Genomic DNA, 23,084 nt, shown 5'->3' with positions numbered 1-23,084 from the left:
TCACTCCGTCCCGGCCGGCTCTGGAGCCAGATCGAAGAAGCGCTGCCGGGCCGCCTCCCAGGCGGCGCGGCATTCGGTGTCGGTGGCGTAGTCTTCGGGCGTCAGGTCACGGCAATGCGCGAGGGTGCTGCGCAAGGCGTCATCCCTGACCACATGCCCGGTGTCGGTGGGCAGGACCGTGCGCGTCAGTTCGACGGCGGCGGCGAGGGCGGCAAGGCCGCCGATACCGAAGGCGACAAGGCGCAGAGTTCGCGGGGTGTCGAGGGCCATGCGCTTACTCCCCGAACAGCCGTACTGTGCCGGGCGTGTAGCCGCCGCCGTAATCGAGGAACCGGGCGAGGTTCTCGCGGCCCTGCGCCTCGGCCGAGGCGATCCGGGCGGCTTCCAGCGCTTCGGCGCGGTTCTGCGCGGCGATGGCGGCGGTCAGATCGGCGATCTGCGTCGACTGCAGGGCCAGGAGTTGGTTTCCGGCTTGGGCCACCTGCAGGGCACCGACGGCCCCTTGGCTTTCGCGGATCAGCGCGTCCATCTGGGTGCGCGCGCCGTCGATATTGCTCACGACCCCGGCCTGCACACGCAGCGCGTCCTCGAAGCCCGCAACGGAGGTCTCCCACCGCTCGCGCGCACCGGCGATCATCGCGTCGAAATCACCCTGCGCCGCGGCAGCGCCGTAGTCCTGCGCGAAGGCTTGTTCGATGGTCGCCAAATCGAAGGCGAGGCTCTGGGCATCGGCCAACAGGCGCTGGGTTTCGCCGATGGCGTCCTGCAGCTGCGCCAGAGAGGAATGCGGTAGGTTCGCGAGGTTCAGCGCATCGTTCATCAGCATCTGCGCCTGGTTCTGGATCTGCGCGATCTGGTTGTTGATCTGCTCGAGCGCGCGGGCGGCCGAGAGGATGTTTTCAGCATGGTTCCGCGGGTCGTAGACGATCCGCCCACCGCCGCCGAAGAAGAAGGCCTGGGCGGGTGTCGATATAACCGGTGTCAGGACGAGGGCGCTGGCCATCAATGCGGCGGCGAGTTTGCGGGTCCGGGCAGGGCGCTCAGGATTGCGGGTCATGTTCTGTCTCCTTTTGGTCAGGGTGAGGGGGTGTCGGATCGGCTGGTGCGATGTCGGGCCCGAGCAGGTCGATGGCCCAATCAAGACCGCGATGACGCAGCCAGGCGGCGGCAAAGCCATCCCGGCCATGGGTGGCGATAAGATTGCTGATTGCGGCCTGATCGGCCTTGGAGGCGGCGGCGGTGAAGGCCAGCGCCACCTCGCCGAGGCCCAGCGAGAAGAGCCGGTTGCCGCGGCGCGACTGGCAGTAGTAGTCGCGCTTCGGCGTCGCGCGGGCGAGGATGTCGATCTGGCGGTCGTTCAGCCCGAAGTTCTGGTAGATCCGGGCGATCTGCGGCTCAAAGGCCCGTTCGTTGGGAAGGAAGATCCGCGTGGGGCAGCTCTCGACAATCGCGGGCGCGATGAGGGACCCGTCGATATCGGCCAGCGATTGGGTGGCGAAGATCACCGAAGCGTTCTTCTTCCTCAACGTCTTCAGCCATTCGCGCAGCTGCCCGCCGAAATTGGCGTCATCGAGCGCAAGCCAGCCCTCGTCGATCAGGATCATCGTGGGGCGGCCGTCGAGGCGTGCCTCGATCCGGTGGAAGAGATAGGCGAGCACGGCGGGTGCGGCGGGGGAACCGATCAGCCCCTCCGTTTCAAACGCGAGCACGTCCGCGCTGCCCAGGTCTTCGGCCTCAGCATCGAGAAGCCGTCCGAAAGGCCCGCCGAGGCAGAAGGGCTTGAGCGCGCGTTTGAGTTCTGTCGATTGCAGCAGGACCGAGAGGCCGGTCAGTGTGCGCTCCTCGCGCGGGGCCGAGGCGAGCGAGCTCAAAGCCGACCAGAGATGGTCCCGCGCAGCAGGGTCGATCGTCGCGCCTTCGCGCCCGAGGATTCCCGCGAGCCAGTCCTGCGCCCAGGCGCGTTCCGACGCCTCATCGATCCCGGCGAGCGGCTGCAGCTGCACCGCGAGATCTCCGTCGGCCAGCGCATCGCCGAGGTTTTCCCAATCGCCGCCCATGGCGAGCGTGGCGCAGCGGATTGATCCGCCGAAATCGAAGGCGAAGACCTGGGCACCGGCATAGCGCCGGAACTGCAGCGCCATGAGGGCCAGCAGGACTGATTTGCCCGCCCCAGTCGGGCCGACGATCAAGGTATGGCCGACATCGCCCACATGTGTGGAGAAGCGGAACGGGGTCGTGCCGTCGGTTTCGGCGCGGAACAGTGGCGGGCCGTCCAGATGGTCGTTCCGGTCCGGCCCCGCCCAGACCGCCGAGATCGGGATCATATGGGCGAGGTTCAACGTCGAGATGGGTGGCTGACGGACATTGGCGTAGAGATGGCCGGGCAGGGAGCCGAGCCAGGCCTCGAGCGCGTTCAATGTTTCCGGGATGCAGGTGAAATCGCGCCCCTGCACTATTTTTTCGGTGACCTTCAGCTTGGCCTCGGCGGTTGCGGGATCCTCGTCCCAAACGGTGATCGTCGCGGTCACATAGGCCGCGCCCACCACATCGGCGCCGAGTTCCTGCAGAGCCTCGTCGGCATCCGCCGCCTTGTTGGCCGCATCGCTGTCGATCAGGGTCGAGGCTTCGTTGGTCATCACCTCCTTGAGGATCGCGGCCACCGACTTGCGCTTGGCGAACCACTGGCGGCGGATACGGGTGAACACCCGGGCAGCATCCGTCTTGTCGAGGCAGATCGCCCGCGTGCACCAGCGATACTCGAAACCCTGCGCGTTCAATTCGTCGAGCAGACCGGGCCAGGTGGCGCTTGGCAGCCCGATGACGGTCAGCGTCTTGAGATGCGCGGCCCCGAGCCGAGGTGTCAGCCCACCGACCAACGGATCATCGGCGAGCACCGCGTCCAGATGCATCGGCACCTCCGGCACGCGGACGCGTTGGCGCCGGGTCGAAACGGTCGAATGCAGGTAGGTCAGGGTCTCGGCATCGGAGAGCCAGGCGATCTCCGGCATGAACCCGTCCAGCAGATCGGTCAGCCGGTCGGCGCGGCCGACAAAGCTGGAGACAAGATCCTGAGGAGTGGTGCTGCGATCCGGAGCGTTCTCCAGCAACCAGCCTTCGGCGCGGCTCGCGTCTTCAGCGGGTGGCATCCAGACCAGCGTCAGGAAATACGCGCTCTCGAAATGCGCACCCGCTTCTTCGAACTGCGCGCGCCGCTCGGCATCGACAAGAGCCGAGACGGGATCGGGGAACTCGGAGGTGGGGTAGTCCTGTGCCGGGATCCGCTGCGCCTCGATGAAGACGGCCCAGCGGGAACCAAGCCGCCGCAGCGCGCTGTTGAGCCGGGCTGATGTGGCGACCAGTTCGGCGGGCGTGGCGGAATCCAGATCAGGCCCCCGAAACCGCGCCGTGCGTTGCAGGCTGCCGTCCTTGTTCAGGACGACGCCGGGTGCGACCAGCGCGGCCCAGGGCAGGAAATCGGCCAGAAGGGCGGATTTGGAGCGGTATTCGGCCAGACGCATCATCGGCTCAGACCCCAAACCAGGACGGGTAGCGCAGGTGTCTGCGCGCCACCTCGGCGATCTGCGCATCCCTCTTGGCGGCCCAAACGGCGAGGAGATGACCAACGAGCCAGAATGCGAGGCCCACGAGCCAAAGACGCAGGCCCAGCCCAATGGCGGCCGCCAAGGTGCCATTGGCAATGGCGATGGTGCGCGGCGCACCGGCCAGCAGGATCGGATCGATCAGGGCGCGGTGCACCGGCGCGAAATAGCCGGGAATGTCGGTGGGGTTCTCCATCAGATCAGCGCCCCGCCGCCGAAGGAGAAGAAGGACAAAAAGAAGCTCGAGGCCGCGAAGGCGATGGACAGCCCGAAAACGATCTGCACCAACCGTCGGAACCCGCCCGAACTGTCGCCGAAGGCCAACGTCAGCCCGGTCACGATGATGATGATCACAGCAACGATCTTGGCGACCGGGCCTTCGATCGACTCGAGGATGGTTTGCAAGGGGGCTTCCCATGGCATGCCGGACCCGGCGGCGAGCGCCGGATCGGGCAGGGCAAAAGCGATCAGGCCGAGCGCGGTTGCGCCAAGGGCTGCGCGAAATGATGGCAGAAGGGTCATGGATGGCTTCCTTGTATTGATGAGAAAAGGGGGGTGAGGGCGTAATCGCCCCTGTCAGTCAGGCCGGTGACACGCGCCAACTCGGAGAGGCGACGCTCGGCGCCCCGTCCGGACAGAACGGCGATCAGGTCAATGGTTTCTGCGATCAACCCGCGCGGGACGGTGACCACCGCTTCCTGGATCAGCTGTTCGAGCCGCCGCAGCGCGCCGATGGCGGACCCGGCGTGGATCGTGCCGATCCCGCCCGGATGGCCGGTGCCCCAGGCCTTGAGCAGGTCCAGCGCTTCGGGGCCGCGCACCTCGCCGATGGGGATACGATCAGGCCTCAGCCGCAGCGACGCGCGCACGAGATCGGACAGGGTGGCGACCCCGTCCTTGGTGCGGAGAGCCACGAGGTTGGGGGTCAGGCATTGCAGCTCGCGCGTGTCCTCGATCAGGACCACGCGGTCCGAGGTCTTGGCGATCTCCGCCAACAGCGCATTGGTCAGGGTCGTCTTGCCGGTGGAGGTCCCGCCCGCGACAAGAATATTGGCCCGGCTGGTGACACCCTCGCGCAGGTGACGAGCGGCGTCGACGGAGAGAACGCCGCCGGCAACATAGTCCTCGAGGGTGAACACCGCGACGGCGGGCTTGCGAATGGCAAATGTGGGTGCAGAAACCACTGGTGGCAGCAGGCCCTCGAAGCGTTCACCGCTTCCCGGTAATTCCGCGGAGACACGCGGGGCCGAGGGATGGACTTCCGCGCCGACATGATGCGCGACAAGCCGGATGATGCGCTCGCCATCGGCGGGAGACAGCACCGCGCCTGTGTCGCTCAGCCCATCGGCCAGCCGGTCAACCCAGAGCCGCCCGTCAGGGTTCAGCATCACTTCGACGACGCCCGCATCTTCGAGCCAGGCGGCGATGCCGGGCCCGAGCGCCGTGCGCAGCATGCGCGCGCCGCGGGAGGAGGTTTTTGATTTGAGTGCCGTAACGGTCATGGTAGGCCTCGCGATGTTTCACGAGACTGATCAAGAAGACCGCTATTGGGCTACGGGCAACAGTAGTGAATGCGTAGTAGGGGCATGTCGGGCAGAGACAGGGAGAATGCGATGTTCAAATGCCGCTCTAGAATTCGGCATCGATGAGTTTGATTGCTGGAGTACGCGACTGACTGAGACGTCCGATGTTGTAGACAGCACTAATGTCCGACAAAAGATTTGTTTCAGCGGGATGGCCAAGAGAAATGGAAGTACTGCACATAATAGGTGTCGTGTAGGTACTTCAGGTCGTCTTCCCAGTCGGCAATTGCATCGTCGTAACCGCGAGAAGGCATTTTTTTGAAGTTCTTCGCCAGGGATGCGATGTGATACGCCATCTTTTTCAGCCGTCCTGAACTCTTTGGCTCACCCCATTTCCTTAGCTCAGCGACACTTTGGTATGGCGGAAGTTGTCCGGTGAAGCAGCGATCAAGGATCAGCCTCCTAGACGATGCTGGTAGTCCATCTGTTTTTCCGACAGTGTATCCCAGAATTTTCAGATAACTGATTTCTTGCCTTTCAAAATCCCCACCCCCAGCACCACCACCAACATCGGTTGATGGCCATTTGAACGCCTCATTTTCCGGAAGCTCTCGTATCCGTCGCTTCCATTCTTTTTCGACGGCAGTAACGATGAGAAGGTGCTGTTCGCGCTTTGCGCCTGAAGAACTGGCTGCGCCAATAGTGTTTGACTTCCACAATTTCAGGAGCTGGTCGTTGTCCTTGGATGGAATTGACTCACGAATTTTCTTGCCGCTGCCAAACAAATCAATTTTTGATCTTTGTGCGGCAACTGCTGGGCTTGCAGATCTTGGGTCAGCTTTTCGCTTCGTGGCGGCCTTAGCAAGCCTTTTGGCCTTCCTCTTTTCTTGCTTCGTCACTTTGTGAATTGGTTTTAACTGTAATTCACGCTTCTTTCGCGCGGATGCTTTGGCTTCCGAAACCTTTGTGATGGCGGATGCAAAGTGCCGTTCATAAACAACCCTTATTTCGTCCTTATGGCGGAGCACGGTGCGGCCTTTGAAAGAAATTCCAATTTTGAACAGAGGGTCATCTGATGTCTTAACAACCCAGTTTTCCTCGATCATTTTTGCAATGCAGCGTGAATATAGCCATCGAAACGGCTCATCATTTTCTATTTCATGATCCGTCAAAATCTGGCGCATCAGACCGTCCCAGGCAATCGGTTCCTCTGAAGTCGAAATTAGAACGAACTCGCATAGCGCCCGGTATGTTTCAAAATTCAGCTCAATCTTCTTCACCATAAGAAAAATTCCGTGCGCCATTTATCCCAAGGCTTTGTTGGAGTGGGACACTGCACCTTCGATGTATTCCCGTCTACGCCGCCTCTGAATTTAATATCTCGGCTTCAACGTAAGTGTGGAACTCAGCTGCTGCGGTGAAGCAACGGAACCCAGCTGAGCTAGCCAAAGCCAGAACTTCTGCAGTCTCGTTGAGTAGTACGACAACTGGTCCCGACAATCCGGGCTGAAGGCCTTGTGGCCAAGCTAAATCGAAGACCGCTTTTTGCGCACCAGTTTTGGGGTCCGCGTAGTCAAAAGCGACCAGCCCACGCGGAAGACCTTGGTCTTCCACCCACTGATTTAGGGCTTCCAGGTCCTGTTCTTCGGCTTCGCTGGTAATCCCACCGATTGGTCCGGAAGTCGTCGCAGCGGGGGGTGTCGTCCCTGCGGCTAGCCATTGCGTGTCGCCATGCAGAAGCTCTTCGAAGCGTTTGTTTGCTTCAGCGGCTAGGAGGGTCTTTCGTGCTTCCAGGAAGTCGAGATAGCGGTCGATCTTCCAGAGTGCGGGGTCCATGGGGATCCATTGTGATGCCAGCGCACCAGGGTTTTTCGCCTCCACCTCGGGAAAGTAGTCCTCAGGCAGCCGATCACTGATGTTCAGGTTGGTATCTTTGGTCAGGAAACAAAAATTCGCCAACGCATTTACATCAGCGCGACGGTGTTCCCGTTTGTACAGTTGGGCCTTGGGGAAGATGTGGTGGACTTCGAGGCGGCTCATTTTGCCCAGCATATTCGCCTTGAGTGGCAAACCCGTGCCCCAGTCTGAAGCTTCGCCCATGCGCGTTAGCATATAGAGTACCGGGTAGAACCGGGCACCGAGGCTCCAGCCAGTGAAATGCCCCGGTTCAACTCTCAGGCCCCCATGCCATAGGCGCAGCTGTTCTATAAGTGCGTCCAGTCCGCCATTTGGTCCTTCTAGTGCGGCGAGATCCTGGTCAATGACCGTCTCGGTTGAGCCCGAGAAACGGCCCCACATCCCAGCTTGCGCGAACCAGAATAGCAGTTTGTCGCGTTCTTTCGCGTCTAGGCCGCCGTTCTTCTTATCCATATATCGGACCATCACTGGAACGCCGAAACGGCCGAAAAACACTTGATCGTGGTCGAGGCCGAGGCGTCCGGCAATCAAGTTCAACGATGTGTCGATATGCTTTGTGGATCGTTTCAGGCCGTCCTGAATGTCGATCGCGTCCTTGTCGTGAAGATAGCTGAACTTCGCTTCGCCCGTGAGAATGGTGTTCACCGACCGCAACAACCAGTCGATGTTGAAATGGTATCCTGCGTCCGACCAGTCCTTGATCTTCGCTTTCATGGTGTCGCGGGCGTCGGGCCATTCGGCGCAGATCTTGGCAAGGGCGAGATCGCCCTTCGAAAGCTTGGTACCGCCACTGTTTACGCGATTGAATATGTCGACGACGATGTCGAGCGTCTTGTCAGCACCGGTGACCTCTTCGATGTGCAAGTCGATGTCAGTGATGCTGAGCAGCTTGCTCAATCGGCCCACGAAGTCACCGACGTTCGCGACCTGTTCAGGGTCAGCAGAGAGCTTCGCAACAAAACTGCCGAGACCAGCGGTGCCAGCCTGCATCAAGGCCGTAACATCGATCCAAAGCGGATCGTCCTGCATCTTGATTGGCTGGTAGAAGGCGAAGGTTTCCGTACCGAGGTGGAAACGAAGTCCCGTGAACGCTTGAGGATTGCCGTCGAAGAATTTCGGCGGATGCCCCCTCACAACCCCATAGAGCGATGTCATCCTCTGCTGCCCATCCAGCAACAACTTGACGATACCTGCAGCGATAGAGCCATCGCCACGATGAGCCGCCGTCTTCGCTTCGGTTGCCCATACAAGCAGCCCGCCGACCGGATGACGTCGGTACATTGAGTCGAAGAGACCTCGGACCTGGTCACGGTTCCACACATAGCCGCGTTGGAACTCTGGCAGCGCCATGTGCCCGCTATCAATGTGGTCAAGTATCGTCGATATCTTCACGGCGCTTCTCCATCAGGCAATGGCATAATTATTGAATAGCGTTTCATTACGCTGCACGACCGACGATATCCATCAGCTTTGCGTAATCAGTGACGACCTCGTATTTCACCTTGTCTTGCGAAATCTTATGACTGATTTCTTCAAAAAACTTTCTGGCGCACTCGATCTTGGTCTTCTCAATCTCGCGCAATTTCATCGTCGACATTGAACCTTTGGTTTCGGCCACGAAATAGATATGTTTCACGCCTCCATCCTTGAAAGAGATCGCCCAATCTGGGTTATAATCTCCGACTGGCGTTGGAATGAGGAAGCCGCGAGGAAGCTTCGCGTATACGACCACTTCTGTGCTTGTATCCAAGTCTGCTACGAACCGCTTCTCTACATCTGAGTCGGTCATAACATAATCGTAGACGTGGTTCCTCAGCTTTGCGCTTGCGCGCGAGAAATCTTGACCGGTCTGATTGGCTGTAAAGATATCGACGTCGTAGCGGTCTGCGACCTCGTCATAGTTTAGACGCTCGATGATCATCGTCGCCTTCTGCTCGGCGATAATTCTCGATGCCTCTGCGATGAAGTGCTCTGGATTCTGCTGAAACTGAGCAAAGACACTGGCCTCTAGGCCTGAGAGAATTGCGGCGGTCGATTGACGCGTCAGCTGGGAATTTTCTGCGATCTTGCCGACCAAGTCATATTTCACCCGGGAGTACACCGAGCCACCATGTTGGGTGGAAGTGCTGGTAACTGCGAAGCCGTCGCCAGCCTTCAACTGGTCGTCAGTAATCCCATCGGTCTGAACGCCTGCCTGAACTGTATACTGAAGTGGTGTCACGCGGAGCTGGCTGTCGAGGGCGCTGACACATTTTCGAACCAACTCAGCTGAGTCGAAGTCCACGCGATAGACTGCTTTCCGATTGATCCGGGACCAGAGCTCCTGGAACTCCTTTTTTTCGAAGTTGGCGTTGAGCGGGTTCGTCTTTGGCTTTCGCCCATCGTCAACCTTAGGCAGCTGTGCATCGCTGAACACACTGTCAATGAGCTGGAATATCTGCTCGGCATGCGGTTTGAGTTCATCTGGCAACTCGACCAGCGTGCCTGCTTCTTTTGCCTTATGATAGTCCTCAGAAATTTGATCAGCGTCGTCCGTGTAATCGTTCTTAACGAGATATCTGTAGACCTGCTTCGCCATTGCAGGCGTGATTTCAATAGGGCCCGCCTCGGTAGTGATGGTCTTGCCTGCAAAGTAGGCTTCGGTGGCCTGCCGGGGCCGTGAGGACAAAGTCTCCGAAATTTCCTTCTGCAGCCCGCCCACGAAGTCCTTGTAGCTTTCGCTCGCGACCACCGTAAGAACATTAATGTCATGAACCACCGCCGGGTGGTCCATTCTGTCACCGTGCTGGTTTACGGATAGCCGCAAACCCCGACCCACTTCTTGGCGCCGAGAGATCGTATTGTCGCTATGCTTCAACATGCACATGACAAAGACATTGGGGTTGTCCCACCCCTCCCGCAGCGCAGAGTGAGAGAAAATGAAACGAACTTCTCTTTTTGCCCGTTGATCGGCGCTGTCGGTTGGACCGGGAAGACTTAGCAAGCTCTCCTTGTCCTTCAGGATGAGATCATAAGCGTCGACATCATCTGAATCGACGGCCCGCGCACCGACTGCGGGATCCTTCAACTGTTTGGTTTTCTTGTCGATTGAGAAATAGCCGTTGTGAGTCTTCGTCACGTCAATCGCTGCGAGATACTTTCGGTACGCCTCGTTGTCGATTGCCAGCTCTGAAAGATACTCTTCCTTCAACAGCTCGTATTCCTCTTCAAAGACACGGGCGTACTCTCCATTTTCGTCCGGCTGACCGTAGTCACGGTACTTAATCACCTCATCGATGAAAAATAGCGAAAGGACCTTGATCCCTTGAGCGAAGAGCTGCTTTTCCTTGTCGAAATGCGCTTTGATCGTCTCGCGGATCTGGATCCGCCGGATGTCGCGCTCTGACACGTCACCTGTGGCCTCGCCAGCCGTAAGCACCTCGCCGTTGGTGAATTCCACCGTGTCGTGGTTGTAGTCGATCTGAGAGATCGTGAAGCCTTTGTACTGATCCAGCTCTCCGGAAAGCGTGAACAGGTCGTCGCGAAATTCCAGCCGCCGAAGTTGCCGTTTGATTTCGCCGGATTTCAGCTTGACTTCCATTTCGATCCGGGCGACCGGCGCCTTCTTCGAGATGTCGATCCCCTCAAGGTATAGGTAGGCATTGGTTCCGGCCAGACCGCGCGTTTGAATGCCACGTACGGCGATCTTCTTCACGAGCTTCTGGTTGTAGGCATCCAATGCGTCCAGGCGATGAATCCGGTTGTGCTGGGTCCTGTGGGTCGCGGAATAGCGCAGAACCATCAGCGGCTTGAACTTCGGCAACGCTTCCATCGTCGCGTTTCCCTGCATCTTTTGCGGCTCGTCCAGGATCAGGATCGGCCGGTTGCTGGCGATTACGTCGATGGGGCGGCGGGACTGGAAGTCGTCGAGCTCGTCGTAGATGCGACGGTTGTCCGCACCACGGGCGGCAAAGGCCTGAATATTGATGACCATCACGTTGATGCCAGCGTCCGACGAGAAGCTTTCCAGCTCATGCAGACGCTTTGAGTTGTAGATGAAGAACCGCGCCTTCTTGCCGTAGCTTTCCGTGAAATGGTCAGCCGTTATCTGCAGCGATTTGTAGACGCCTTCGCGGATCGCGATGCTGGGCACCATGATGATGAACTTCGACCAGCCGAAACGCTTGTTCATCTCGAAGATGGTCTTGATGTAGCAATAGGTCTTGCCGGTGCCGGTCTCCATCTCGACGTCGAGGTGGTAGCGGCTCGCAGCCAGCGCGTCGCGGGTGTAGGTCGCTGGCGCTGGCGTCCGCTCGCCACGCCCGTTGACGACTGTGAAGTCGGTCAGGCTTTGGCTGAACGGCAGGTTCTGGCCGCGCTGCACATCCTGGATGTTTGCCAGCACCTGCGCCTCGCTCAGGGCGATATCGGCATTCTTGAAGCCTTCCTCGAAAGCGCTGGTTTGTGCCTTGCGGCCGGGGTCGATCCGATAGTTGACGCCACTGGCCATCGGCTGACCGGCGAAACAGTCCACGACGGAGTCGACAGCATTGGTTTGATAGGGCTGGACCTTGAACTTGAGTTTCATTGCGCCTGACATGCTGTTCCCCCTCAGATCGATTTGACGTCGGTGGTGGGGGAGAGCTGGCGGAAGATCTGTTCGACGTTGATCTTCACCGCATCCGAGACGAAGCCGTTGTCGCGGAACACGACGCGCAACGGTTCATGCCCGGCCAGCTCCTTCACCTGATCCTCTGTGATCCCGGTGTCGAAACAGGCGATCAGCGCGTTGTCGTCGACGAAGAACACGGTTTTACCCTGCACTGTCTCACGGCGAATGGGGAGCGTCAGGTCGACGCCCCAGTCGACCAGCACCTGGAAGAGCAGGTCGTCGGCTGTCCGGTCCGGTTTGACGTTGTCGACGGCGGTGAGCAGATCGGCCTGTTTGATCTCGTCTGGACGGTAAAAAACGTCTTCCATGTTTGACGTGTCGACCTTCAGGACACGGAAGCCAACGTCCTTGTTCCAGTCTGGGTGGGTGTCGCCCTCAAGAACTTTCTTGCCTGCGCGGCGGACACGTTCCTTCGTAATCTCAGCAATAGTTTCAAAGCCTTCTTTCCCAGCTTTTGTGGTTTTGTCGACCACCTCCGGCATTTGGACCAAAATAAATCTCCGGTTGCCGCCGTCTAACGCGTTCTGTTGAATGGTTGCATGCGCAGAAGTTCCAGAACCTGCAAAGAAGTCCAAAAATATACCATTCTTAGATGCCGCCATCTGGACAAAATAGCCAATCAGCTTGGTTGGCTTGGGATAATCATCAAAGACCAGCCCTAGATCATCAATCTCAGCGGTAGCCTTCTGCGAGCCCCCAAATCCAGTAAGCCAAGAAATCACATGGCTCGGCTCTCCTCTGACTTTGACTGCTTCGACAGCACCAGATGAAATAATTTCAAATGAAGTATGCTGGCCCTTCGCATCTAAAATTGGCTCGCAGCCGTTCCTGATATATTCTTCCAGTAGCTCTCGCGAGCTCCAGCCACTGTATATCGACACGGCATTTTGCGTTCGACCATCCAAAACATCGACTTGGTTACTATAATGCGGCCACCCGTCGGTGCGTTTTTCGATGCTTCCGGCCGGAAATGCTGTAGGAAAACCTGCTGGAATCTCGATATTGCTTGGCGGGTTCTTCGGGCCGTTCTTGACAATAGTGTTTCTAATTTCAGGGCGATAAATCTTGCTGTTTTCTGGTACGTTGGGATCCACGACCTTTGGATGTGGAAAATCAGCCTCATTTCTCGCATATGCCAATATATACTCGTGGCAATATTTGAATTTCGCCTGATTATCGAAGTTGCCATCCGTTCGCCATGCAAAAGTGCATAGTGCATTTTCTGCACCAAATACTTCATCCATTAAAAGCTTGAGCTGGGCCAACTCTCTATGGTTGATTGAGCAGAATATAACACCATCGGGAGCCATGAGATTTCGAGAAAAGCGAAGTCGACTGTACATCATACTAAGCCAGTCAGAGTGAAAACGGCCGTTGCTTTCAGTATTTGCAACGAGCTTCCCCCCATCTTCACCTATCTGATTAGTTCGAGATAGAAAATTGCGGACACCTTCTGAAAAGTCATCCTCGTAAATGAAGTCTTTCCCGGTATTATATGGTGGATCAATATAGATCATGGAAATCTGACCGAGATATGTCTCCTGAAGCATTTTTAAAGCCTCAAGATTTTCCCCTTCGATTAACAGATTCTGCGTTTTGTCAAAATCAACACTTTCTTTTGGAAATGGTCGCAGTGTTTTGGCGAGCGGTGCATTTGCGAGCGCCAACGCTTCCCGCTTCCCCGGCCAATCCAGATGATACCGCTCCTGTCCACCCTCAACGACATGATCGCTCAGCTCCTGTCTCAGTTGATCAAAATCTACTGCCAGCCGCACTCTACCACTCTCGTCAGCAGCGACAGTTACGCATCCTGGGAACAGATCACGGATCTTGCCAATGTTCTCTTGGCTCAGGTCCGGGCTTTGCAGCTTCATCTTATCCATGCTCATCGTCCTTTTATTCACTCGGTGCGGTCATCGGGGCCGTCGCCCCGGTCAACCGTTCCAATTCCAGTTTCGCCGCGCGAAGCTCTGCGTTGATCGCCACGCGCTTGTTGAATTGCTTCTCGCGTCCCAACCGCGCCTTGATCCGTTCGACGTCTCGCGTTTTGGCGCGGATCGCCTCCATCCGGTCGACGCGGGTCTGAATGTCTTCTGCGTCCTGTCCGGGTGCGGACTGAACCTGTTGCGGCATCAAGCCGGACAGAAGCGCGTCATAAAGCCCACCGAGGTTGAGCGCGACTGGCAGGGGCGACCTGGCGGCGGTGTCAGCCACCCAGTCGGTGGCAAAATACTCGCTGATTACCCACTTCGCGCTGTCGGCCTCGCTCGGCCGTTTGTAGGCCGCCATGGCCCTGCGTTTGCCGCCATGGCTCAACTCGAAGATCAGGGGAAAAGGAATGGCCTTGTCGATGGCGCGTAGAACGGCCTCGTCCAGCTTGCCGGTTTTCAGCGGTATGTCGAAGACCTGAATTTCGGCCACGGATTTGGTGGCGCTCAGGTTGATCGTTTCTGGCGCGAGTTTGTAGCGCCAGACGATCTGATCGACCTCACGCACGAACAGCTCCTTTAGGGCTGTGTTCGCGCCTGCGTGTTCGTAGATCTTGTTCTTGGGCAGAACCCGGCCGAAGGCCGCGCTTTTGGGATAGTCGAAGAAGCCTGTCATGCGACGCTTTCCTCGATCACCAGGAAGCCGATCAGCTCGAAGTCATCGAGCCCGGCGATGGTGTGGGTCAGCGCGGTTGTGCGGCCGCCGCTGAACAGGCTGTCGAGATCCTTTTCCTCTTTCACCTCGATCATGGAACGGATCGCGGCGCTCAGGAGCCCGGAATAATGCTCCATCTTGCGGCCATCCTCCGTGCGCTCGTTGAACGTGCGGCAGACGTCGGGGACAGGGATCGAGCGGCCCTTGCAGCTGGTCCGGATCAGGTCGAGCAGGCGCTTGACCTCGGTATGGTCGGCGATGATTTCGCCATCGTCGGCGATGTAGACCAGATAGAAGGGGTGGAGCCGGTTCTGCTGGTTGATGTTCACGGTATCGTGGATGTTTTTCAGCGCGAAGATTACGCCGGGACGGAGCCCCATTTGTGCCTGCGACGGTACCACGGCATGCATGCCGTTCGGTAGGTTGTCGAGCTCGCCGTGCTGCTTGGCATAGTTGAGTAGATCCATCCGGAAGTCGTTCAGGCCAAGGTCAGTGATCGAGACACCGGTCTTGACGTCCTCAAGATCGATGACCTCTTCCTGCAGGCGTTTGAGCTGATCCTTGCGGTAGGCGATGTCGCCACTTTTGGCTGTCAGGACGTTGTCGTCACCGGTACCCACCATGTCGGCGATCACCATCCGGTTTTCGACACGCTCCTTGAGGTTGATGTATTCGTCGAGCGAAATGTCGGGCCAATAGTTTACCAGCTGGATCTGCGAATTCGGTGAACCAATGCGGTCAATGCGACCGTATCGCTGAATGATGCGCACCGGGTTCCAGTGGATGTCGTAGTTGATCAGATAGTCGCAGTCCTGAAGGTTCTGGCCTTCGGAGATACAGTCCGTGCCAATCAGAATGTCGATCTCTGCTGGCTCATCCGGCAGGATGATTTCTTTTTCCTTCGAGCGGGGCGAAAACAGCGTCAAGACGCCCTGGAAGTCATAGCTCTTCTTGAGTGTGGTCTTCGGTGAATCCGAGCCAGTCACCTTCCCGGTGTGCAGCCCGAGGTCCTTCGCGAAAGGGGCGAGGTTTGCAAAGAGGTAATTTGCCGTGTCCGCGAACGCCGTAAAGATAAGCACTTTCTTGTTGCCCGGGTTAATTGGCTCGCCAACTTTACGGGTAATAACGTCTTTCAAGTGCTGGAGCTTGGCATCGTCCTCAGGTCGGACCTTATCCATCGAAGCGACCAGATCGTCGATCAGAATAAGATCGGCCTGAAGATCATGTTTCCAAGACGGTAGGTCCATGTCTCCGAGACTGATCTGAACCTTTTTGCCCACCGTGAATTCATTGAGGCCCTCAAGTTCGTCATCTTCCGCGTCCAGCGTTTCGACATCGGCCAGGTAATCACTGACGCTTTGCGTGCCGCCGGATCGCTCGAATTCGCCGATCGCTGTTAGCGTCCGTGATATGTTTGCAGCGAGGGCGCGCAGAGTAAGCCGGAACGCCTCAACCGAGCTTTCCAAGCGCTTAAGCAGGTTAGTCGTCATCAAGGCTTGCAGGCTGCGCTCACGGTCAGCCTGACGCAGCTTGCCACGCCCCCCTTCGACTTGTGTGTCATAGATTTCTTCGTACTTCCGAAGGCGGCTTGGAAGGATGTAGCTGATGGGTGCGTAAACGGACAGCTTGAGGACCGAGAGCTGTTCAAAGATCTCGTTTAGTCCCATCACATCGTCACGATGGGTGATAGGGCAATGGTACGACAATGGTTTCCGGCGTTGAGGGAATTTACCGATGTCCTTGGTGTCGTAGAAGGTCTCGATATGCTTGCGCGAGCGGGCAATCGTGACAGCGTCGAGAAGCTCGAAAAAGTCGAAATCGAGCGCCTTGAGAATCGACGCAGCGTTTCGTTCATCCGGGGGCAGTAGCGACCAGGTGTTGAAGGCTTTCTGGGCTCGCCTGAAAATCTCTTCGACGCTCGTGTCGGTCTTCAAGTTGCGGCTTAAGCCTTCAGACTGGCCTTCATATGCGAGGGCAAGCTGGTTGCGGAGATCGGTAAAACGATTGTTTACAGGCGTGGCCGACAACATGAGGACCTTGGTCTTCACACCAGCGCGGATGACCTTGTTCATCAGCTTCTGATAGCGGGTCTCGCGATCCTTGTAGACGTCGTTGTTGCGGAAGTTATGGGATTCGTCGATCACAACGAGATCGTAATTCCCCCAATTTATCCGGTTTAGCGGGATCCCGAATGACTCGCCCGAGGTCCTCGACAGGTCCGTGTGGCAGAGGACATCATAGTTGAACCGATCCTTTGCAAAAATGTTCGTCGTCAGATTGGTGTTGTAGTTCCGCCAGTTGTCGGCGAGTTTTTTTGGACAAAGCACCAAGACAGCACGGTTGCGAAGCTCATAATACTTGACGACAGCGAGAGCTGTGAACGTTTTCCCCAAGCCAACGCTGTCCGCCAGAATGCAGCCGTTGTATGTCTCCAGCTTGTTGATGATCCCAGTTGCTGCATCCTTCTGGAAGTTGAACAACTTGTTCCAGACAAGGCTGTCTTGATAGCCCGTCAGATCATTTGGCAGTACGTCTTCGTCGATATCTTCCAGAAAATCCTGGAAGATATTGTAAAGCATCGTAAAGTAGATCCGCTCGGGTGAATTCTCCTGATAGACGGACTCAATATGATCGCAGATCGCGTCCGTAACATCTTTGACCTTCTCTGAGTCTGCCCAGATCTGATTGAAAAGTTGAAGATACATCTGCGCGTGACTTGGGTCGTCAAACTTCGTCACAAAGTTGGAAACAGCATCGCCCTTTTGGTAGCCAAGATCGACTGCTGTGAAACCGCTGATGGGCATGTAGGCGACGCCTTCAGCAGAGCTGTCGACATGCATGAATTGCTGCATGGGCGCCTTGGAGGTATTCGATTTGAACTTCGCCTTCTTGCGGATCCAGGCCGCACATTCGCGGGCTACCGCTCGTTGCGTCAACTTATTGCGAAGCTGAATTTCAAACTCGGTTCCATAAAGGCCGCTTTCACGGCGCGCCTTTGGGATGAAAAATTCACGCCGTTCTTTTCGTAAGCGATCGGTTACTTCGGTTGGTACAAACGTTGGTGAAGTGAATATGAACTGCAGGCTGTCCACCTTCGATAGCTCTGCTTTCAATGCCTCAAATGCATAAATGGAGAAACATGACGCGGCGATTTTGAGACGCGATCCGTGAGACACTGTGTCCTTGAGGTCGTCACCAAGAAGCTGAGAGGTGTTATCGATGATTTTCATCGAGGACCTCGCGATTTAGAAGAACGATCTGCTGATCCTGTGGTTGCCGTGCAGCTGGATCAGTGTCGAGCCCGAGCCGTTTGAGGGCGTAGTAAATCAATGCGCGCCGCACGGAGATCTTTGCCGTGCCACTCTGCATTCCGTAGTCCAGCGCAATGACTTGTTTTTGTGTATCCGACAGTTCAGGGTGGGGGCCGATCTCAAGCGTGACACGTTCTTGCCAGTCTGAATCGGCGGCATCGGTTACTTCGCTCGCCTTGGTTTCGCGTGTTTCAATGATGCGGGACAGGAGGAAATCCTTGAAGACCTCGTCCGTCTGGCAAAACGCCCGAGTGTGCCACCGGAACCCGTCGAACCCTATGGCATGAGGCGCGATCCATCTCCAAATGGGTTCTGGACGTGAGAGGGACTGGTACTTCACTTCAAGTGCTTCGTTGCTTCGGATTGCCGCGACCACGGAGCGCAAGGTCGTGGGGTTCACCCCACGCACCGGCGTTGGCGCAGCATCATATGAAGGCAGTTCAGCAATCCAAGTGTCGTCGCTGTCCATGATGCCATCAGCCAAAGACCGCAGCTGTGCGAGGTAACGACTGGCGTCAGGCTTCAGGAACTGCGGGGAATAGTCCGAGCCAGGAACATAGGTGCGTGCACTCTTGTCGTAGACCATATTGGCCGGGGCGAAGCCGATATAGCGGTTCAGATCGGTGGACGCCTGGTTCACCGATACCCCGAACTGCTCCATCAAATCGCTACGGTTCACATGCCCCTCCCAAAACAGGCGGAACTCGATGAACTCGAGTCGTTGTTCGACTCCCCAGCGAAGCTCCACCTTGTCGTTTTCCACTGCGTTCCCCCGGCCTTGCCGATCCGCACGTTAACTATGCACACCCATTTTCTGTGCTGACCCGAGGCTACTTGGGAAGTTGAGCGTGTTCAATCGAAATGCTCAGAAAGGCCACTAGCAACGCTCTGAACTGAACCGCCCCTTGTTTGCCGGAGACCCAGAAGTAAGGATACTGGGCTATGGAAAAGAACAGATGTGGAAACAGATATTCACCAGAGGTGCGCGAACGTGCTGTGCGGATGGTGTTCGAGCATCAGGGCGACTTTGACAGCCACTTTCCGCGATGCGCACGATAACTATGCTCACCCATTTTCTGTGCCTGCTGGACGCTACTTCGGAGTCTTTTCGTATTCAAACGAAATGCGCCACTGGCCTTTTTAAAGGTGGCAAGCTGAAACCACGGCGAGGTCTGCGCATCAACTAGTTTGGCTCGGAGGAGCGCGTTAGGTCTCGCGATAGTTCCTTTACGAGCGTCGTTCCTTTACCCAACCGTCGCGCCAGCGTCTCGACGAAGCCTCCATACCGCTCCTTTCCCTTCGCCTTGGCTGCCGCGTAGTTGTCATCCGGCAAAGGGGGCGTCGTCGTCAGCCAGAAGCGGACGAACAGCGCGAGCGCTTCGGTTGTGATCTCTTGGTCTCGTTCCAGCCGTTCGAGCGACCGCGTCAGGCGGTCCAGCCTGCGGACGATCGCGGCCTCGCTCTGTTCGGCGCTGTCGGGTGAGAGGAACGACGCCAAGGCCGCCTCGATGACTTGGGTTTTGGGGATGCGCCGCCGCGCGGCCAGTGCGTCGACTTCATCGAAGAGGGCTGTGTCGACATAGGCGGTGATCTTGGCTTTCTTCATGTTGTCACCTCACAGTTCAATGCCGTCGTCCGGATCGAGGGCCGCTTGACGCGCGACGGCGCGGAAGCGGGTCTGCATGGCGCGGGCGCGTTGGGCCTCGTCATCGGGTTCGTCTTCGAGGGCCGCGAATTCCTCGCGCGGCAACGGCAACTCGGGCGCCACATCCTCATGTTCTGGGATTTCAGGCTCTCGTCGGATGCCACCATCCCCGTCGTCAGCGGGCTTCTTCACGCCAGTTTCTTGGGGCGGTGCGACTGGCTGAAGACTGCTCCAATCATCGGTTTCCAAGGGGCTGACGAATGCAGATGCTTCGACGACAGGTGGCTTGTGGATCCTTGCCGTCAGTTGTGCGTTGCGGAAGTACCGCACTTTTTGTGCCCGGATCGGGGCTGCGCCCGACACGAGGATGATTTCGTCATCGGGCGGCAGCTGCATGATCTCACCGGGCGTAAGCAAGGCGCGGGCGGTTTCCTGGCGCGAGACCATCAGATGTCCGAGCCAGGGTGACAGGCGGTGGCCAGCATAGTTTTTCATCGCGCGCAGTTCCGTCGTGGTGCCGAGCGCGTCGGACAGGCGCTTCGCCGTGCGCTCGTCATTGGTCGCGAAGGCCACGCGGACATGGCAGTTGTCCAGGATGGCATTGTTCTGGCCATAGGCTTTTTCGATCTGGTTCAACGACTGGGCAATCAGGAAGGCCTTGAGACCGTAGCCCGCCATGAAGGCCAGTTGGCTTTCAAAGAAGTCGAGACGTCCGAGGGCGGGGAATTCGTCGAGCATGAACAGAAGGCGGTGCTTGCGGTTGGTGTTGTGCAATTCTTCCGTCAGGCGGCGGCCGATCTGGTTCAGGATCAGCCGGACCAGCGGTTTCGTGCGGGAGATGTCCGACGGGGGTACCACGAGGTAGAGGGTGAGCGGCTGCGCATCTGAGACCAGATCATCGATCCGCCAGTCGCAGCGCCGGGTCACGGCGGCGATCACGGGGTCGCGGTAGAGGCTTAGGAAGGACATGGCCGTGGACAGGACGCCGGACCGTTCGTTCTCGGACTTGTTCAGCAGCTCGCGCGCAGCCTGGGCGACAACGGGATGCGGGCGATCTCCGAGATGGTCCGTCCGCATCATTGCAGTCAGTGTGGCGGCGATGGGACGCCGCGGATCGGACAGGAAGGCGGCGACGCCTGCCAATGTCTTGTCCTTCTCGGCATAGAGAACGTGCAGGATCGCGCCGACCAAGAGGGAATGGCTGGTCTTCTCCCAATGGTTCCGCCGCTCGAGCTGGCCTTCGGGATCGACGAGGATGTCGGCGATGTTCTGGACGTCCCGCACCTCGCGCTCGCCGCGGCGGACCTCGAGCAGCGGATTGTAGGCGGCGCTGGCCGCATTGGTCGGATCGAAGAGCAGGACACGCCCGAACCGCGCCCGCCATCCGGACGTCAGCTGCCAGTTCTCGCCCTTGATGTCGTGGACAATCGCGGAGCCGGGCCAGGTCAGCAGGCTTGGGATCACGAGGCCGACGCCCTTGCCGGAGCGGGTGGGCGCGAAGCACAGCACGTGTTCCGGACCATCATGCCGGAGGTAACGCTTGTCGAGGCGGCCGAGCACGACCCCGTCGTCTGCGAACAGCCCAGCGGCGGTGATATCCCTGGGGCTGGCCCATCTGGCCGAGCCATAGGTTGTCACGTCGCTCGCCTCGCGCGCCCGCAGGACCGACAGCAAGATCGCGACGGCAATGGCGGCGATCCCGCCCGCGCCGGCAATTGCGGCCCCTTCAATGAAGACGCGCGGCGCGTAGGCGTCGTACCAGTACCACCAGGTGAAGACCTGCCATGGGCGATAGATCGGCAGGCCGAAGAGGGCGGTGAGAGGCGCGCCAAGCTGGGGTTGGAACCCGAGACGAAACGCGACCCATTGCGTTGCTGCCCAGACGAAGAGCAGCGCTACGATGCTAACGATGAGGATCTGGCCCCAGAGGATCTTGGTGGCCGATGATGTGTCCTGACGGCTCATGGTGATGTCCTTTCCGCTCAGAGGCTCAGCCCTCGCTTGCGCCCGAAGCTCCAATCGATCCCGCCGCCGGGTGTCATCGTGCCCGTGACGGTCTGGCCGAGATGACGTTCGAGTTGCGGGGTCCAGGGGACGAGCGAGAATCCGAGCCCATCGTCGATCATGGCGAAGCGGCCCGAGGCGAGATCGAGGCGTTGGCGAAACGTGCCTGCGACGGGCTCGCCCTCGGTCGGCTTGTGGTTGGGAAGCCCGGTTTGTTCGGTGAGGTCCTGAGCGATGGCGTCCAGTTCGCGGTTGCGCAGGTTGGCCAGCAGATCGCGGGCAAAGGTCACGCGCTGGCCTTGCCGTCGGGCGAGACCTTCGGCGACAAGGTGATCCGAGCGGCGCTCCAACGCGTGGCGAACCTCCGCGCCAAATCCGGCGCCGCTCAGCGGTGCGCGGTTCCGAGCAAGATGCAGGCGGTCGAGCCAGGTCGCGCCCTCGGCCTCGATCTGGGCGGCCAGCGACAGATCGGAACGACCAACAAGAGACAGTTGCGGTGTCCCGTCCGTCTTCCCCGTCCAGAGCCGGGTTTCGACAATGCCACCTTGCGGCGTGTCGCCGGTCGCATCGAGATCCCGGAAGCGTAGGTGATGTACGCGACCGTCAACTCCGTCGATGATCGCGTAGCCACTACCGGCGTGGTCGTCATGAAAGCCGCGTTCCACGAGCCGCCCGAGGATCGGCGCGGTGGGCGTGCCTTCGATGGCGAAATCACCCGCTGCGCGATTACGGTCGGCGCCCATGGCGCGGTGCATTCGTTTGATGATGTCGCCGCGCATCCCAAGCTCGCGCAGAGTCTCTTCGGCATTCGGTTTCAACTCCCAGACGGCAGGGTCGATTTGTTCGGCCAGCCCGAGTCTCTCCAGTGCTTCTGCACGCCCGATCATCAAGCGGCGCAGCTCCGGTTCGCGGGGTTCCGGCGTTCCGCGCCGCAGGTCGGCGATGCCGGCATGATCATCCGCCAGTGATCGCAGGCCGCGGTCGAGATCGGTCCAGCGCTCCGCCGTGACCTGCGTTTCCAGCGCTCGGGAAATCTCCCGCTCGCTGCGGGGTCCCAGTTCCAGTTGCACGAGGTCTTCTGCGCGCGCCCGAAACCTCTGGCTGATATAGTCACGCGAGATGACAAGGTCCCGCCCATCATCGGCCTTGCCGCGCACCAGAATGTGGACATGCGGATTGTCGGTGTTCCAGTGGTCGACGGCGACCCAGTCTAATCCGGTTCCGAGATCCCGCTCCGCGCGGGCCATCAGATCCCGGGTGAAGGCGCGCAGGTCCTCCAAGTCTTCCGCGTCCTCCGGCGAGACGATGAACCGGAAGTGATGCCGGTCGTCTTCGCAGCGCGCCGCAAAGCCGCCTCGGTCGAGATCATCGCGGTCAGACCCGAACAAGTCGGCGTCGCGCCCGTCCTGACCGACGCCATCGCGCTGCAAGTAGCCGAGATGCTTGGCCATGGGCGCGGAGCGAAAGCGCTTGCCCTGGTGCCGTACGATGCGAGCCTTCACGACGACGCGCCGGGAGGTGCGGGTCAGACCTTTAGCGGTTCGGGCAAACCGTCCGCGCCCGAAAGCGGCGTTGCCGGAGCGCGTGCTGCCCGCGCCGATACGGTAGCCGGTATGTCCGGATTTCCGCGCAGCTCGCATGACCTCGTTGACGAAACGGGTGGGTTGCTTCGAGGTCCTGCCGCCGTCGCGGATACGCCCGGGGCGGATGCGCAGGTCGTTGTCGTGCCGGGTCATGGCCGCACTCGCTTGCAAGACCAGCTGCCGCTTGAAAAACTCCCATAAATCAACT

16 protein-coding genes are annotated in these 23,084 nt (G+C 58.6%); all 16 read right to left on the bottom strand.

Annotated elements, in window-relative coordinates:
- The 16 genes from trbK-alt to ACQ651_RS06530 all read right to left on the bottom strand — a co-directional run bounded on the left by trbK-alt (position 1) and on the right by ACQ651_RS06530 (position 23,029).
- Positions 1-270 carry a putative entry exclusion protein TrbK-alt gene (gene trbK-alt / locus ACQ651_RS06605; protein WP_193142273.1) on the bottom strand — a complete coding sequence of 90 codons (270 nt, stop codon included), beginning with the start codon at positions 268-270 and terminating at the stop codon, positions 1-3.
- A 4-nt stretch (positions 271-274) separates the two neighbouring features.
- Positions 275-1,057, bottom strand: coding sequence for a P-type conjugative transfer protein TrbJ (gene trbJ / locus ACQ651_RS06600; RefSeq protein WP_430448821.1), 783 nt, complete (start codon positions 1,055-1,057; stop codon positions 275-277).
- Positions 1,041-3,521, bottom strand: coding sequence for a conjugal transfer protein TrbE (gene trbE / locus ACQ651_RS06595; protein ID WP_430448820.1), 2,481 nt, complete (start codon positions 3,519-3,521; stop codon positions 1,041-1,043). Before trbE ends, trbJ begins: the two co-directional genes overlap by 17 nt.
- A 4-nt stretch (positions 3,522-3,525) precedes the next feature.
- The gene (locus ACQ651_RS06590; RefSeq protein ID WP_093014907.1) at positions 3,526-3,795 is read right to left on the bottom strand and encodes a VirB3 family type IV secretion system protein; all 270 of its coding nucleotides are present in this window, start codon (positions 3,793-3,795) and stop codon (positions 3,526-3,528) included.
- Positions 3,795-4,121 (bottom strand): TrbC/VirB2 family protein, encoded by a 327-nt coding sequence (locus ACQ651_RS06585; protein WP_430448819.1) that lies wholly within the window; start codon positions 4,119-4,121, stop codon positions 3,795-3,797. The genes ACQ651_RS06590 and ACQ651_RS06585 overlap by 1 nt, the downstream gene beginning before the upstream one ends.
- Positions 4,118-5,053: a P-type conjugative transfer ATPase TrbB gene (gene trbB / locus ACQ651_RS06580; RefSeq protein WP_430448818.1), complete on the bottom strand. Its 936-nt coding sequence runs from the start codon at positions 5,051-5,053 to the stop codon at positions 4,118-4,120. The genes ACQ651_RS06585 and trbB overlap by 4 nt, the downstream gene beginning before the upstream one ends.
- A gap of 272 nt (positions 5,054-5,325) precedes the next feature.
- Positions 5,326-6,405 carry a hypothetical protein gene (locus ACQ651_RS06575; RefSeq protein WP_430448817.1) on the bottom strand — a complete coding sequence of 360 codons (1,080 nt, stop codon included), beginning with the start codon at positions 6,403-6,405 and terminating at the stop codon, positions 5,326-5,328.
- Positions 6,406-6,478: 73 nt separating this feature from the next.
- Positions 6,479-8,431, bottom strand: coding sequence for a GmrSD restriction endonuclease domain-containing protein (locus ACQ651_RS06570; protein WP_430448816.1), 1,953 nt, complete (start codon positions 8,429-8,431; stop codon positions 6,479-6,481).
- A gap of 46 nt (positions 8,432-8,477) precedes the next feature.
- Positions 8,478-11,618, bottom strand: coding sequence for a type III restriction-modification system endonuclease (locus ACQ651_RS06565; protein ID WP_430448815.1), 3,141 nt, complete (start codon positions 11,616-11,618; stop codon positions 8,478-8,480).
- 11 nt (positions 11,619-11,629) lie between these two features.
- Positions 11,630-13,573 carry a site-specific DNA-methyltransferase gene (locus ACQ651_RS06560; RefSeq protein ID WP_430448814.1) on the bottom strand — a complete coding sequence of 648 codons (1,944 nt, stop codon included), beginning with the start codon at positions 13,571-13,573 and terminating at the stop codon, positions 11,630-11,632.
- Between the two features lie 13 nt (positions 13,574-13,586).
- Positions 13,587-14,294 (bottom strand): DUF4391 domain-containing protein, encoded by a 708-nt coding sequence (locus ACQ651_RS06555; RefSeq protein ID WP_430448813.1) that lies wholly within the window; start codon positions 14,292-14,294, stop codon positions 13,587-13,589.
- Positions 14,291-17,563, bottom strand: a complete 3,273-nt coding sequence (locus ACQ651_RS06550) for a helicase-related protein (RefSeq protein WP_430448812.1) — start codon at positions 17,561-17,563, stop codon at positions 14,291-14,293. The genes ACQ651_RS06555 and ACQ651_RS06550 overlap by 4 nt, the downstream gene beginning before the upstream one ends.
- The gene (locus ACQ651_RS06545) at positions 17,547-18,407 is read right to left on the bottom strand and encodes a WYL domain-containing protein (protein ID WP_430448811.1); all 861 of its coding nucleotides are present in this window, start codon (positions 18,405-18,407) and stop codon (positions 17,547-17,549) included. The genes ACQ651_RS06550 and ACQ651_RS06545 overlap by 17 nt, the downstream gene beginning before the upstream one ends.
- A gap of 420 nt (positions 18,408-18,827) precedes the next feature.
- On the bottom strand, positions 18,828-19,250 hold the full coding sequence (locus ACQ651_RS06540) for a CopG family transcriptional regulator (RefSeq protein ID WP_430448810.1): 423 nt from the start codon (positions 19,248-19,250) through the stop codon (positions 18,828-18,830).
- Positions 19,251-19,259: 9 nt separating this feature from the next.
- Positions 19,260-21,254: a conjugal transfer protein TraG gene (locus ACQ651_RS06535; protein WP_430448809.1), complete on the bottom strand. Its 1,995-nt coding sequence runs from the start codon at positions 21,252-21,254 to the stop codon at positions 19,260-19,262.
- Between the two features lie 17 nt (positions 21,255-21,271).
- The gene (locus tag ACQ651_RS06530; RefSeq protein ID WP_430448808.1) at positions 21,272-23,029 is read right to left on the bottom strand and encodes a relaxase/mobilization nuclease domain-containing protein; all 1,758 of its coding nucleotides are present in this window, start codon (positions 23,027-23,029) and stop codon (positions 21,272-21,274) included.
- Positions 23,030-23,084: the final 55 nt, after the last annotated feature.

It is taken from the genome of Rhodophyticola sp. (genome assembly GCF_965284195.1).
Lineage (GTDB): Bacteria > Pseudomonadota > Alphaproteobacteria > Rhodobacterales > Rhodobacteraceae > Rhodophyticola.
The sequence above is the reverse complement of the archived record's forward strand: the minus strand, read 5'-3'. Positions and strand labels throughout refer to the sequence as shown.